This window comes from Leisingera caerulea DSM 24564, from assembly GCF_000473325.1.
GTDB lineage: Bacteria > Pseudomonadota > Alphaproteobacteria > Rhodobacterales > Rhodobacteraceae > Leisingera > Leisingera caerulea.
Genome location: NZ_KI421513.1, coordinates 627,269 through 639,460, shown reverse-complemented (window position 1 = coordinate 639,460; position 12,192 = coordinate 627,269). Strand labels below are relative to the sequence as shown.

Annotated in this window: 15 protein-coding genes; 9 read left to right on the top strand and 6 right to left on the bottom strand. The window is 64.3% G+C overall.

Annotated features, from left to right (window positions below; genetic code table 11):
• The first annotated feature begins 27 nt into the window (after positions 1-27).
• The 4 genes from dgcA to CAER_RS0110325 all read left to right on the top strand — a co-directional run bounded on the left by dgcA (position 28) and on the right by CAER_RS0110325 (position 3,453).
• Positions 28-993: an N-acetyl-D-Glu racemase DgcA gene (gene dgcA / locus CAER_RS0110340; RefSeq protein ID WP_027235283.1), complete on the top strand. Its 966-nt coding sequence runs from the start codon at positions 28-30 to the stop codon at positions 991-993.
• Between the two features lie 10 nt (positions 994-1,003).
• Positions 1,004-1,864 carry a D-amino-acid transaminase gene (locus CAER_RS0110335; RefSeq protein ID WP_027235282.1) on the top strand — a complete coding sequence of 287 codons (861 nt, stop codon included), beginning with the start codon at positions 1,004-1,006 and terminating at the stop codon, positions 1,862-1,864.
• Between the two features lie 328 nt (positions 1,865-2,192).
• Positions 2,193-2,429 (top strand): hypothetical protein, encoded by a 237-nt coding sequence (locus CAER_RS0110330; protein WP_027235281.1) that lies wholly within the window; start codon positions 2,193-2,195, stop codon positions 2,427-2,429.
• 187 nt (positions 2,430-2,616) lie between these two features.
• Positions 2,617-3,453: a CE1 family esterase gene (locus CAER_RS0110325; RefSeq protein WP_027235280.1), complete on the top strand. Its 837-nt coding sequence runs from the start codon at positions 2,617-2,619 to the stop codon at positions 3,451-3,453.
• A gap of 36 nt (positions 3,454-3,489) precedes the next feature.
• Here the strand turns inward: CAER_RS0110325 and CAER_RS0110320 are convergent, their stop codons facing one another.
• Complete coding sequence (locus CAER_RS0110320) at positions 3,490-4,314, bottom strand: dienelactone hydrolase family protein (protein ID WP_027235279.1); 825 nt, start codon at positions 4,312-4,314, stop codon at positions 3,490-3,492.
• Between the two features lie 72 nt (positions 4,315-4,386).
• On the opposite strand from CAER_RS0110320, the gene CAER_RS0110315 reads away from it, so the two are divergent.
• Positions 4,387-4,875 (top strand): winged helix-turn-helix transcriptional regulator, encoded by a 489-nt coding sequence (locus tag CAER_RS0110315; protein WP_245597351.1) that lies wholly within the window; start codon positions 4,387-4,389, stop codon positions 4,873-4,875.
• Positions 4,876-4,980: 105 nt separating this feature from the next.
• On the opposite strand, the gene CAER_RS0110310 is transcribed toward CAER_RS0110315, so the two are convergent.
• The 3 genes from CAER_RS0110310 to CAER_RS0110300 form a co-directional block, all read right to left on the bottom strand.
• Positions 4,981-5,295, bottom strand: coding sequence for a DUF1244 domain-containing protein (locus CAER_RS0110310; RefSeq protein ID WP_027235277.1), 315 nt, complete (start codon positions 5,293-5,295; stop codon positions 4,981-4,983).
• 80 nt (positions 5,296-5,375) lie between these two features.
• The gene (locus CAER_RS0110305; protein WP_027235276.1) at positions 5,376-5,615 is read right to left on the bottom strand and encodes a DUF6868 family protein; all 240 of its coding nucleotides are present in this window, start codon (positions 5,613-5,615) and stop codon (positions 5,376-5,378) included.
• Positions 5,616-5,762: 147 nt separating this feature from the next.
• Positions 5,763-6,500: an N-formylglutamate amidohydrolase gene (locus CAER_RS0110300; protein WP_027235275.1), complete on the bottom strand. Its 738-nt coding sequence runs from the start codon at positions 6,498-6,500 to the stop codon at positions 5,763-5,765.
• A 119-nt stretch (positions 6,501-6,619) separates the two neighbouring features.
• On the opposite strand from CAER_RS0110300, the gene pyk reads away from it, so the two are divergent.
• From pyk to rplT, 3 genes are all read left to right on the top strand, one after another.
• A complete protein-coding gene (gene pyk / locus CAER_RS0110295; RefSeq protein WP_027235274.1) occupies positions 6,620-8,065 on the top strand; it encodes a pyruvate kinase in 1,446 nt (481 codons plus the stop codon).
• Between the two features lie 285 nt (positions 8,066-8,350).
• Positions 8,351-8,551, top strand: a complete 201-nt coding sequence (gene rpmI, locus CAER_RS0110290; protein WP_008557770.1) for a 50S ribosomal protein L35 — start codon at positions 8,351-8,353, stop codon at positions 8,549-8,551.
• A gap of 14 nt (positions 8,552-8,565) precedes the next feature.
• Positions 8,566-8,931, top strand: a complete 366-nt coding sequence (gene rplT, locus CAER_RS0110285) for a 50S ribosomal protein L20 (protein ID WP_008206278.1) — start codon at positions 8,566-8,568, stop codon at positions 8,929-8,931.
• Between the two features lie 87 nt (positions 8,932-9,018).
• Here the strand turns inward: rplT and CAER_RS0110280 are convergent, their stop codons facing one another.
• Together CAER_RS0110280 and CAER_RS0110275 are read right to left on the bottom strand one after the other, a co-directional pair.
• On the bottom strand, positions 9,019-10,020 hold the full coding sequence (locus CAER_RS0110280; protein WP_027235273.1) for a jacalin family lectin: 1,002 nt from the start codon (positions 10,018-10,020) through the stop codon (positions 9,019-9,021).
• 146 nt (positions 10,021-10,166) lie between these two features.
• Positions 10,167-11,213: a PAS domain-containing sensor histidine kinase gene (locus CAER_RS0110275; RefSeq protein WP_245597350.1), complete on the bottom strand. Its 1,047-nt coding sequence runs from the start codon at positions 11,211-11,213 to the stop codon at positions 10,167-10,169.
• A 209-nt stretch (positions 11,214-11,422) separates the two neighbouring features.
• Here CAER_RS0110275 and CAER_RS0110270 point away from each other — a divergent pair, with 209 nt between their 5' ends.
• Entirely contained in the window at positions 11,423-12,187 is a 765-nt protein-coding gene (locus CAER_RS0110270; protein WP_027235271.1) for a MauE/DoxX family redox-associated membrane protein, read from the top strand.
• Positions 12,188-12,192: the final 5 nt, after the last annotated feature.

Here is a 12,192-nt window from a genome sequence, read left to right as displayed (position 1 = left end):
CGCTGGGCCGCAGGAAAGGGCAGTTTCATGAACATCACCGTCACCCCGGACGTCTTCAAACTGGCGCAGGTCTTCACCATCTCGCGCGGCTCGCGCACTGAGGCCAAGGTGCTGACCGTGCGGGTGGAAAAGGACGGCGTCACCGGCTGGGGCGAATGCGTGCCTTATGCCCGTTATAACGAGACGCTGGACAGCGTGGCCGCCGAGATCGAGGGCCTGCCAGCCGATTTCACCCGCGAGGAGCTGCAATCGCTGCTGCCCGCCGGCGCCGCCCGCAACGCGGTCGACTGCGCGCTGTGGGATCTGGAGGCGAAACAGGCTGGCAAGCGTGTCTGGGAACTGGCCGGGCTGCCGGAACCCAAGGCTGAGATCACCGCCTATACGCTGTCGCTGGACACGCCCGAAAACATGCAAAAGCAAGCAGCCGGGAACGCCCACCGGCCGCTGCTGAAGATCAAGCTTGGCACCCCTGACGACATGCCCCGCCTGGAAGCGGTGCGCGCCGGTGCGCCGGAGGCCAAGATCATCATCGACGCCAACGAGGGCTGGTCGGCAGAGGTTTACGCCGAACTGGCGCCGCATCTGGTGCGCCTGGGTGTGGAGCTGGTGGAGCAGCCCTTGCCCGCGGGCGAGGATGAGGCCCTGATCGGCATGGAGCGCCCGGTGCCGGTGTGCGCGGACGAGAGCTGCCATGACCGCGAGAGCCTGCCCAAGCTCAAGGGCAAATATGATGTGGTCAACATCAAGCTGGACAAGACCGGCGGCCTGACCGAGGCGCTGAAGCTGCGCGCTCAGGCTTTGGCCGAGGGCTATGAGGTGATGGTCGGCTGCATGGTCGGCTCCTCGCTCGCCATGGCGCCGGCGACGCTTGTGGCCCAGGGTGCGGCGGTTACGGATCTTGACGGGCCGCTGCTTCTGGCCGAAGACCGCGAGGAACCACTGTTGTTTGACGCCGAGGGCGTGCACCCGCCGAAACCGGCGCTTTGGGGTTGAGGAGACCAAGATGACCCGTACCGTTTATGTGAATGGCGAATACCTGCCCGAGGGTGAGGCCAAGGTTTCGATCTTTGACCGCGGCTTCCTGTTTGCCGATGCGGTTTATGAGGTGACCTCGGTTCTGGACGGCAAGCTGATCGACTTTGATGGCCACGCGGTGCGCCTGGACCGCTCGCTGAAAGAGCTGGACATGGCGTCGCCCTGCTCCAAGGAGGAGCTCTTGGAAATCCACCGCAAGCTGGTGGAGCTGAACGGCATTGAAGAGGGCCTGGTGTACCTGCAGGTTTCCCGCGGCTCTGACGGCGACCGGGATTTTGTGTTCCCGTCCGAGGATACTCCGCCGAGCCTGGTTTTGTTCACCCAGAACAAGCCGGGCCTGGCCGACAGCCCGGCGGCGCAGAAGGGCGCCAAGATCATCTCGATCGAGGACATCCGCTGGGGCCGCCGCGACATCAAGACGGTGCAACTGCTCTATCCCTCGATGGGCAAGATGATGGCCAAGAAGGCGGGCTGCGATGATGCCTGGCTGATCGAGGACGGCTATGTGACCGAAGGCACCTCGAACAACGCCTATTACGTCAAGAATGGCAAGATCGTGACCCGGCCGCTGTCCAACGACATCCTGCACGGCATCACCCGCGCCGCGGTGCTGCGTCTGGCCGCCGAGGCCCAGATGGAGATCGAAGAGCGCCTGTTCACGATCGAGGAAGCGAAACAGGCGGATGAGGCCTTCACGACCTCCGCCAGCGCCTTTGTGATGCCGGTGGTAGAGATCGACGGTGTGCAGCTGGGCGACGGCACCCCGGGCCCCATCGCCAAGCGCCTGCGCGAGATCTACCTGGAAGAAAGCCGCAAGAAAGCCGTCTGAGGCGGATTGACGGACCGGATTGGAAGGCCGCCCCGGTGTGGGCGGCTTTTTGCGTTTCGGGGAATCAGGCGGCGTGACCCCGGACGGTAAAACTGCGTGAAAAGCAGGGGCTGCGCAGCGGTGCGGTCGGCGGTATTTTCCGCAAGCTGTCAACAATCGCCGCTGTGGCTGCGGCACTGTCGCCAGAATCCGGCTCTTACGCTCAGGATTTTAACTAATTTTATACAAAATGGGCGCGTCAACGGCGAAATAGGATAGTCTGGAACGCAGTTGAAGAGGCGCCGGGAAACGGGCCGCCTGCCAGAGTAACAAGCCGCGGAGGTGCCAGATGGGACAGTGTTTTCAGCCGGAAATGGGTCAGGTGACGGCAGTCCAGGCTGCGGAGCCGAGCGACGCTGAAATTCTTGCGGCCGTCCGCCGGGTTCTGACCGCCGAAGAGGTGGAGCATCCCGGCGTTGCGCAGGCATCCGCTGGCCGGAGCTGGTTTGCAGGCAGGCTGCCGGAGGCGGACCGCCCGGTCAAACCTTCGCTGGCGGCACGGCTGCTGGGCCGTCTTCGCGGCTAGGCGCGCACTCGGGGGGGAGCGCGCCCTGCCGCGGGACGGCGGCCCGGTACCGGCTTATTGGTTAAAGATATTCATGCGAAGGCCGCCCGGATCGGGCGGCCTTTTTTCTTCTGAGCAACGGCCGGCTGCAACGGCAGCGGCAGTATGTGCTAATCTGATCGGCAAGCCAGGCGGGGGAGGGGCGCAGATGCTGAACCGGATTTGGATGCTGCTGGCAGCGGTGCTGATTGCCGCACCGGCAGCCGCCGCGGAAGGCGGTGCGGAGTGCGGCGGCGAAACAGCTTGCCGGATAGACGGCGGCTTATACCACCTGGCCCTGCCGGACAGCTGGCAGGGCGGGCCGGCGGTGATGTTCCTGCACGGCTACGGCAGCAGCGGCGCCAAGGTGGTTGCCAATTCCGGGCTGGTGGCAGCTTTCACCCGGCGCGACTACGCAGTGATCGCCCCCAGCGGGCTGCCCTGGAAGGATGGCAAGCCCGCCGACTGGTCGGTGCGCGACGGCTGGAACACCTATCCCCGCAACGACGTCGCGTTTCTGCGCGACGTGCTGGCGGATGCCGCGGCCCGCGCCGGGGTTATGCCGGACCGGCTGCTGCTGAGCGGCTTTTCCCGCGGCGGTTCAATGGTTTGGGATGTGGCGTGCCAGGCACCGGAATTTGCCGCCGCCTATGCGCCGGTTGCCGGCGGCTTCTGGCTGCCGGTGACCCAGGACTGCAAAGGCCCCGTGCGGCTGCTGCATATCCACGGCTTTGCCGACAAGGTGGTGCCGCTGGAAGGACGTGTGATCCAGGGGTCGGAGGCTGAGATTGTGCAGGCCGACATCTGGGAGGGGCTGCAGCTGTGGCGGCGTGAAAACGCCTGCGCCAGTAATGCCGCAGACCATGAGGTCCGGGACGGGCTCTGGCGCAAGCGCTGGAAGTGCGAGGCAGGCGGGCTGGAACTGATCCTGCACAAGGGCGGGCATGGCCTGCCCAAGGGCTGGAGCACCCTGGCGCTGGACTGGTTCGAGGACCTGGAGCGCTGAGGCGGCAGGGCCGGGCGGCCATTGCGGCCAGTATGATCAGCCGCGCGCCGTCAGGCGCTGCCTGAAGAAACCCAGGATCTCATCCCGCGCCTGCAGGGTCGGGTGGCCTGCTTCATCCACCAGATGCGCCGTCACAACGCTGTGCGGGGCGGGGACGTGCTTGGCAAAAAACGGCGGCACCTGGGTGGCGGCGGCGCTGTCCGGCAGGGTGCGGGCGTCAAAGCGCTCTCCCAAGGCTTCGGCGTAGGCGGCAAAGCGCTGCGCTTGGCAGAAGGCGTCGCCCTGGAAGCGGTAGGCCAGCACGGTGAGGTCCTCGCGCTCCAGCCTTTCGCGCACCACGGCGAGCTCTTCGGGCGGGCTTTCGACGCCTGCGGGATTGTCCAGCGGCAGCGAGGGCTGCGCCAGGACCGGCGCCAGCATGGAGGGCTCCAGCATCATCGACAGGGCAAAGTTTCCGGTGAAGCACATGCCGATGGCGCCGGTGCCGGGGCCGCCGCATTCCTCATGCGCCAGCCGCGCCAGCGCTCGCAGCCATTGGGTTACAGGGCTGGCGCCATTGCCGGCAAAGGCGCGGAACTCGGCGCTGACGCACGCGCGGCGGAACACCTCCGCGCCGTCTTCTGCCGTCGCCACGGCTCCGTCACGGCCGAACAGCGAAGGCACGTAAACCGTGAAGCCTGCACCCCGCACCCAGCGGGCAAAGCGGGCCACATGGGGGCTGATCCCCGGCATCTCTGCCATCACAATCACTGCCGGGCCCTGGCCGGACACATGAACGGTCTTCTCTGAATCGTTGAGAGTGATCCGGCGCGGCTCGAAATCTTCGAGCGCGTCATCCTGGTCCATCGGGCGCTTGGTCATTGGGGGTCCTTCCTGTCTGCGAATCTGAGTCTGAATTTTGAACCCAGATAGAAATCCCCTATCTGGGTCCGTATGTCAAACCCAGCTTCTGATTCCCGTGAAACCCTGCCCGCCGTCCGCCGCCGCGCCCTGGTGCCCAAGGAACAGTGCCCGATGGCACTGGCCGCCGAGATCCTGGGCGACCGCTGGACCCTTCTGATCCTGCGGGAGGCGTTTTACGGGGTGTGCCGCTATGACGATATGCGCGAAGACCTGAAGGCGCCGCGCTCTACCCTGACCGACCGGCTGAACAGTCTGGTGGCGCGCGGGATCCTGGAAAAACAGCCCTATCAGGAGGCGGGCGACCGGGTGCGCCAGGCCTATGTGCTGACGGACACGGGCCGCGGGCTGGCGCTGACCTTTCTGGCGCTGGCGCAATGGGGCGAGGCGCATGTGACCGGCGGCGCGGCGCCGGTCGGGGTGGTGGACCGGGAAACCGGCGCGCCGCTGCGGGTCGGGCTGATGGATGCAGACGGCGCACCGGCCGATCTTGCGCGCGCAACCCTGCGGCTGAGGGAGTGAGGGCGGCGGCCAGCCCGGCCCTTTTCACCTTTGGGCAAATACTCCGGGGTGAATTGGCCGTAAGGCCAAGAGGGGCAGCGCCCCTCCGCCCCGGGCGGCTGACGCTTACTGCTTGTCGGTCACGTTTTCCTTGAACGCCACCTCGAACTCCGCCTGCTTCTCCGGGCTGGCCTCGGTCTGGTAATTGGCTTTCCACTCCGCCATGGTCATGCCGTAGTAGATCTCGCGCGCCTCGTTTTTGTCCATTTCGATGCCGCGCTCGTTGGCGGCTTCCTGGTACCAGCGGGCCAGGCAGTTGCGGCAGAAGCCGGCCATGTTCATCAGGTCGATGTTCTGCACATCGGTGCGGTCTTCCATCAGGTGCTTTTGCAGGCGGCGGAAGGCGGCGGCCTGGATTTCGATCTCGGTTTGCTTGTCCATGGCAAGAAGTCCTCGGGTCATCAGCGCGTTTGCGCACAGGCCTAGCAGCCGCGGCAGGGACGGGCAATGGCGGGCTGCATTCAGATCAGCTGCAGCGCCAGCCACGGCCCCAGCGCGGTGGCGAAGATCACGATCTTGTCGGTGCCAAGCCAGCGGTAGAGGGTGAGGCTGACATCCGCAGGCGCCAGGCCGAACAGGCGGGCGTGCAGCCCGGCCACCCAGTCGTGCATCAGCATAATCAGGACGGCGGACAAGGTGAACAGGCCGATGTGCAGCACGGTCAGCCAGCCGAAAAAGGCAGAGAGGGTATCCAGTGTCATGACGGCGATTTCCCGGTTTTGCCCGCGTTTCCGTTACAGATATGGGGGCGGGGTGCCGGTTCGGCAACGCGGGCAGCCGTTTTCCGGCGCGGAAAACGGCCCGGAAATCACGTGTTTTCCGAGACGGAATGCGTTCCGGATTGCGGTTCAGAGACCGGAGGCGTCCAGTGCCCTGGGCAGGATGCGGGCCAGGCGTTCGGCCCAGGCGTGCTGGCCGGTGTATTCGGCAATCAGGTCATTGCGCAGCTCGATCAGCGTGTTGGGGCGGCCGGGCTTGGTGGCGTGGGTCTCAATCGCGTCGCCGGGCAGGTGGCCGGTGTAGGGTTCATTGACCCCGACGCAGAGGCCGTCCTCGCGGTTCAGCTCATCAACCACGAAGGGGGAGAACCGCTCGCCCTTGGGGAACAGGATGCCGATCTCCCAGGGGCGCGGGGGGCGGCCGCGCAGCTGGCGGGTGAAGCTGTGGACCGAGACGATGACCGTGCGGGGCCGTTCCGCCAGCCGCGCCAGCGCCCGGTGGTAGGGGCGGTAGCAGTTCTCCAGCCGCTTTTTCAGCTCTGCCGCGCCCGCGTGGCGGTTGGCAGGGATGATGGTGCCGTCATAAAGCTTCATCAACAGGGTCGGATCGTCTTCGCCTCGGTTGGGGTCAATCACCAGGCGGGAGAAATTCGAGGCCACCACCGGCGCGTCCAGCATCTCGCCCAGCAGTTTTGACACCTCATAGGCGCCGACGTCATAGGCGATGTGGCGCTCCATATCCTCGCGCGGGAGGCCCAAATCGCCGCCGCCGGCAAAGGGCGGCACAACGTTGGTCGCATGGTCGCAGGTGATCAGCCAGCGGGCGGGGCGGTCGGCGCCGTGCACGAAATAGGGTGTATATGTCATGAACCTGTCATCTTTTGGTGACGGCTGTTTAGGGGAGTTGCGGGAAAATGGGAATTAGGGGATAAGCAGCTCAACGCTGTTTGCGATAACATATTTCAGGTCCGGAGGAGTAGACCCCTATGAAACGCTCGCGCAATGTCAAGATTGTTGCCACCCTGGGGCCGGCTTCGGAGACTTATGAAACCATCCGCGCCCTGCATGAGGCCGGCGCCGATGTGTTCCGCTTGAACATGTCGCACGGCAGCCACCCGGAGATTGCCGAAAAGCACAAGATCATCCGTCAGGTCGAAAAGGACCTGGACAGCCCGATCGCCATTCTGGCGGATCTGCAGGGCCCCAAGCTGCGGGTCGGCGTGTTTGCCAACGGAGCCGAGGAGCTGGAGGAGGGCGCCAAGTTCCGCCTTGATCTGGATGAGGCGGAGGGCGATGCCGGCCGCGTGTGCCTGCCGCACCCGGAAATCTTCCAGGCGCTGGAGCCGGGGGCGCATCTGCTGGTCAACGATGGCAAGATCCGCCTGGCGGTGGACGCCTGCGGCCCGGATTTTGCCGATTGCACGGTGGAAACCGGCGGCACGATTTCCAACCGCAAGGGGGTGAACGTGCCCGACGTTGTGCTGCCGCTGGCCGCCCTGTCGGAGAAGGACCGCGCGGATCTGGAGTTTGTCTGCGATCTGGGGGTGGACTGGCTGGCGCTGTCCTTTGTGCAGCGGGCCAAGGATGTTTACGAGGCGCGGTCGCTGGCGGATGGCCGCGCGGCGGTGCTGTCGAAGATTGAGAAGCCGCAGGCGGTGGAGGATTTCGAGGCCATCCTTGATGCCTCTGACGGCATCATGGTGGCGCGCGGCGATCTGGGGGTGGAGCTGCCGGTGGCGGCGGTGCCGCCGATCCAGAAGCGTCTGGTGCGCAAGTGCCGGGCGGCGGCCAAGCCGGTGATCGTGGCGACCCAGATGCTGGAGAGCATGATCGAAAGCCCGATGCCGACCCGTGCCGAGGTCTCTGACGTGGCAACCGCCATCTATGAAGGCGCCGATGCGGTGATGCTGAGCGCCGAGAGCGCCGCGGGCCAGTATCCGGTGCAGGCGGTGCAGACCATGGACAAGGTGGCGATCGAGGTCGAGGCCGACCCGACCTATTCCCAGATCATCGCCGCCTCGCGTTCGGCCAAGGGCACCACGGTGGCTGACGGTATCGTCGCCGCGGCGCGGGAGATCGCGGAGAAGACAGAGATCAAGGCGATCTGCTGTTTCACCCAATCAGGAACCACAGCGCTGCTGACCGCGCGCGAGCGCCCCGGCGTGCCGATCATCGCGATGACCCCGGTCAGCGCCACGGCCCGCCGGCTGTGCCTCAGCTGGGGCTGCAAATGCGTGATGACACCGGAATTGGACCGCTTCAAAGGCGCGGTTGTGAACGCGGCGCGGGCGGCGCGGGCGGGCGGCTATGCGGGTGATACCGACCAGATCGTGGTCACCGCGGGGGTACCGTTCAACGTGCCGGGCACCACCAACATTCTGCGCATCGCCCCCTGTGACGAGCGGTTGATTTACAGCACCGACCCGGAGTAACCATACCCCGGTCAGGGGACTGATTGCCGGGGGCGTTGAGCCCCCCCCATGCTGCCGCCTTGGGCGGGCGGTGCCCGTCCGGCATCTGTGCCGGGCGGCGACACCCGGCTCGGATGCCGGGAAAGACGCGCGGTGTGCGTATTTCCGGGGTCCTCGGCGCTAATTCCAGAGATTCCGCTTGCCCCCCGGGCGGGCATTGCTTAAAGGGCAGCTCTGTTCCGCGCGGCCGGCCGTCGAGGCATGCCGAGTCGCGCGTCTAGCGAACCTGCATTGAAGGAGACGGAAATGCCCAAGATGAAGACGAAATCGAGCGCCAAGAAGCGCTTTAAGGTGACCGCCACTGGCAAGGTCATCGCAGGTCAGGCCGGCAAGCGCCACGGCATGATCAAACGCACCAAGAAATTCATCCGTGATGCCCGCGGCACCACGGTCCTGTCGGCACCCGACGCAAAGATCGTCAAGGGCTTCATGCCCTACGACCGCTAAGAGGAGATTGAGATATGTCCCGCGTTAAAGGTGGTACCACGACTCACGCCCGTCACAAGAAGGTCATCAAGGCAGCCAAAGGTTACTATGGCCGCCGCAAGAATACCTTCAAGGTTGCCCGTCAGGCCGTCGACAAGGCGAACCAGTACGCAACCCGCGACCGTAAGAACCGCAAGCGCAACTTCCGCGCGCTGTGGATCCAGCGGATCAACGCGGCTGTGCGTTCGCACGACGAAGCGCTGACCTACTCCCGCTTCATCAACGGCCTGAACCTGGCCGGCATCGAAGTGGACCGTAAGGTTCTGGCCGACCTGGCCGTGCACGAGCCCGAAGCCTTCGGTGCGATCGTGCGCCAGGCACAGGACGCGCTGGCAGCCTAAGGCTCCAGACGGATCTGAAATCAGGAAAGGCCGCTCCAGCTGGAGCGGCCTTTCTTGTTTTGGGGCACAGTCGGCAGCGGCGGAGCCCTAGCTGCATTCCACGATCATCAGGCCGGTGGTTGCGTCCAGCCGTGTCGAAACACGGTCCGCAGGCAGATTTGCGCAATAGCCGTTCAGGTCATAGTGCCCAGCCAGGTTGGTGTATGAATGTTCGTCGGCCAGCCGGTAGTTGATTGCGTTGTTGCCGGACGGAATGAACACGCTTTTGTCCGGGCTCCCGTCCGGTGAGATAATGTCGCCCCGGGTGACTTTCAGATAGGCCCAGGCGTGCTCGGGCACGCTGATATTCTGGGTTGCTTTGCTTGCGAGCACTTCTTCGAAGTCCCGGCCGATCGTCCTATCGTCGGACCACTTGTAAGCGTATTCGGTTTCCACCGAGGCGGTGACGTAATAGGTGCCGGAAACGGAGGCGCTGGTTGTCACGCTGTGGGTCTGGGACAGCGCGCGTTCGTAGGATTCCGTTTTGCGGGAGGCAACTTCGGTATATTCGGAGAGCTCCATCCCGGGTGTGATCGCTCCGACAATGGCGGTGACGTCCCGGGCAAGGACCGTGCTTCTGCTGTAGCCCACCACGCAGACGGCATCGAGGGAATCGAGGAACTTCCCGCTGCTGCCGCCCAAGGCGATCACAAGCAGTTCCTGCTGGGAGCAGCCCAGTTCCGCAGACAGCAGTTTTTCGTCATTCAGGACGCCGCCCTGAAGTGTTGTTCCATCTGTAAAGTGGAACCGGAGCCCGCTGAGAAAGCCGTCGCTTACGCTGTAGCCGATATCCTGGACGAGAACATCTGGCGACAGAGTGACCGAGTTGCTCTTATCCTTGCCCTTGCCGCCATGGCGCTCGCCGTTGAGAATGATGGCTTCAATCAGTTCGCCGGATTCGAGGCGCAACTCGCGCAGGGAAACATGGTCGAACCGGCTGCCGCCGCCGCCGCCCATGTGGTGCTTGACGAACTTGCCGCCGCTCTGTTTGAGGTCCTTGATCTCGTTCTGGGAAAATACCGGAAGTTCCTTGCTGAATGCGCCGTCCATTGCAATCCCTTTCGCTGAATGATGAACAATCAGAGGTTGCGCATCTACTTTAGGATTCGTCTTTAAAATGATATCTTCAAATTGCGTTAAATAAGCAACCGGCTGGGCGCGCGTGGAAATTCATTCAAAAGCCTTGTCGGTGCTGCTCAGCTTCGGGGCATCCGCAGGGTGAACACGGTTTGCTGTTCGTCCGATTGCGCCGTCAGCAGGCCGCCGTGGCCCTTGGCGATCTGCTGGGCGATGAACAGACCCAGGCCCAGCCCGTTCTGCGAGGCCCGCATCTCAGCGCGGGTGAAGGGTTCGAACAGAAGGTCCATCGTCTCTTGCGGGATCGGTTTGCCCGCATTGGCGACGGACAGGATGAAATTATCGCCGTCGTCACTGGCGGTCACCGTGACCGGTTTGCCCGGCGTGCCATGCGTGACCGCATTCGAGAGCAGGTTCGACACCAGCTGGGCCATGCGCTCCGGGTCGCAGGCGAGCGGATCCTGGAAGCTGTACTCCTCGCGCAGATCCGTGTCCGGGTTGGCCAGCCGGATCTCCTCTACCGTCTGGCTCAGCACCGGCCGCAGGTCTGTCTTTTCGGGGTGGCCGATCTCGATCCCATTGCCCAGGCGGGCGCGGGCGAAATCGAGAATGTCGTTGATCAGCGACGACATGCGGGTGACGGACTGGCGGCCCAGGGAAAGGATCTCCAGCGCCTTGGCGGATTGCGGCTCGTTCTCAAGCAGCCGCAGCGCCGCGCCGACCGCCGACAGCGGATTGCGCAGGTCATGGCCCAGCACCGCGATGAACTGCTCGCGGAAACGGGCCTCCTGCTCGCGCGTGGCCAGATGGGCTTCGTTTTCCTTGGCGCGGGTGACATCCCGGGCGCTGCAGAAGAACCTGTCCCCCTCCGGCACCGCGTTCCAGGACAGCCAGCGGTAGGAGCCGTCCTTGTGCCGGTAGCGGTTTTCGAACTGCAGCACCGGATGGCCGTGCTTGACCCGCTCAAACGCAGCCTCTGTCCGGGAGATGTCGTCCGGATGCACAAAATGGAAGAACTGGCGGGTCTCGATGTCCTCGGGCAGCAGGCCCAGCGTGGTGTACCAGGCGGGGTTGGTGTCGGTGAAGATGCCAGAGGCGTCGACGACGCCGAGAAGGTCAGGGGTGACCTTCCAGGTCAGCGTTGTGCGGTCCATATGCGTAGGCATGAAGATATATCCGAATTTCGAAGCTGCGGGATAAAGTGCGCATGCAAGTACCCGTCTGGCAAGCGCTAAGAGGCCGTTCTTGCGGCCCAAATGCCGTTTCTCCGCCGCGGTATGCGAACCCGGGAAAACCAGGCGGAACTTTAGGGCGGGGGCACGGCGTTGAGCCGGTGACGCCAACCCATTGGCCGGGACCGGAACAGGAGCACGCAATGACCGCCGCAGACCCCGCGCACACGGATGCCGCACGCAACACCGCAAAACTCTACCGGATGGATATGCCGGGCCATCTGTGCCCCTACGGGCTGAAGTCAAAGTCGCTGCTGCGCTGGAAAGGGCTTGAGGTTGAGGATCACCGGCTGACCACCCGCGAGGAGGTTGAGCGCTTTCAGGCGCGGGCGGGGGTCGAAACCACGCCGCAGACCTATATCGGCGGCGAGCGGATTGGCGGCTATGAGGATCTGCGCGCCCATTTCGGCGTCCCGGTCCGCGCCGAGGGGGAGACCACCTATGTGCCGGTGATTGCGCTGTTTGCCATGGCGCTGGGGATTGCGCTGGCGGTGCAGTGGGCTGCCTTTGGCACGCTTGCGGGCGGGCGCACGCTGCAATGGTTTGTCGCCGTTTCCATGTGCCTTCTGGCGCTGCAGAAGCTGCGCGACGTGGAAAGCTTCTCCAGCATGTTCCTGAACTATGACCTGCTGGCGCGCCGGTTTGTGCCCTATGCCTATATCTATCCCTTCGCCGAAGGGCTGGCGGGCCTTCTGATGCTGGCGGGCGTGCTGATCTGGCTGGCGGCGCCGCTGGCGCTGGTGATCGGCACCATTGGCGCGGTTTCAGTGTTCAAAGCGGTCTATATTGACAAGCGGGAGCTGAAATGCGCCTGCATGGGCGGCAGCAGCGAGGTGCCGTTAGGGTTTGTTTCGCTCACCGAAAACCTGATGATGGCGGGCATGGGCGCTTGGATGCTTCTAAGCTGAGGCTG

Coding starts and splice junctions, on each gene's coding strand:
- dgcA (WP_027235283.1), top strand. CDS start 28: ATGAACATCACCGTCACCCCGGACGTCTTCAAACTGGCGCAGGTCTTC.
- CAER_RS0110335 (WP_027235282.1), top strand. CDS start 1,004: ATGACCCGTACCGTTTATGTGAATGGCGAATACCTGCCCGAGGGTGAG.
- CAER_RS0110330 (WP_027235281.1), top strand. CDS start 2,193: ATGGGACAGTGTTTTCAGCCGGAAATGGGTCAGGTGACGGCAGTCCAG.
- CAER_RS0110325 (WP_027235280.1), top strand. CDS start 2,617: ATGCTGAACCGGATTTGGATGCTGCTGGCAGCGGTGCTGATTGCCGCA.
- CAER_RS0110320 (WP_027235279.1), bottom strand. CDS start 4,314: ATGACCAAGCGCCCGATGGACCAGGATGACGCGCTCGAAGATTTCGAG.
- CAER_RS0110315 (WP_245597351.1), top strand. CDS start 4,387: ATGTCAAACCCAGCTTCTGATTCCCGTGAAACCCTGCCCGCCGTCCGC.
- CAER_RS0110310 (WP_027235277.1), bottom strand. CDS start 5,295: ATGGACAAGCAAACCGAGATCGAAATCCAGGCCGCCGCCTTCCGCCGC.
- CAER_RS0110305 (WP_027235276.1), bottom strand. CDS start 5,615: ATGACACTGGATACCCTCTCTGCCTTTTTCGGCTGGCTGACCGTGCTG.
- CAER_RS0110300 (WP_027235275.1), bottom strand. CDS start 6,500: ATGACATATACACCCTATTTCGTGCACGGCGCCGACCGCCCCGCCCGC.
- pyk (WP_027235274.1), top strand. CDS start 6,620: ATGAAACGCTCGCGCAATGTCAAGATTGTTGCCACCCTGGGGCCGGCT.
- rpmI (WP_008557770.1), top strand. CDS start 8,351: ATGCCCAAGATGAAGACGAAATCGAGCGCCAAGAAGCGCTTTAAGGTG.
- rplT (WP_008206278.1), top strand. CDS start 8,566: ATGTCCCGCGTTAAAGGTGGTACCACGACTCACGCCCGTCACAAGAAG.
- CAER_RS0110280 (WP_027235273.1), bottom strand. CDS start 10,020: ATGGACGGCGCATTCAGCAAGGAACTTCCGGTATTTTCCCAGAACGAG.
- CAER_RS0110275 (WP_245597350.1), bottom strand. CDS start 11,213: ATGCCTACGCATATGGACCGCACAACGCTGACCTGGAAGGTCACCCCT.
- CAER_RS0110270 (WP_027235271.1), top strand. CDS start 11,423: ATGACCGCCGCAGACCCCGCGCACACGGATGCCGCACGCAACACCGCA.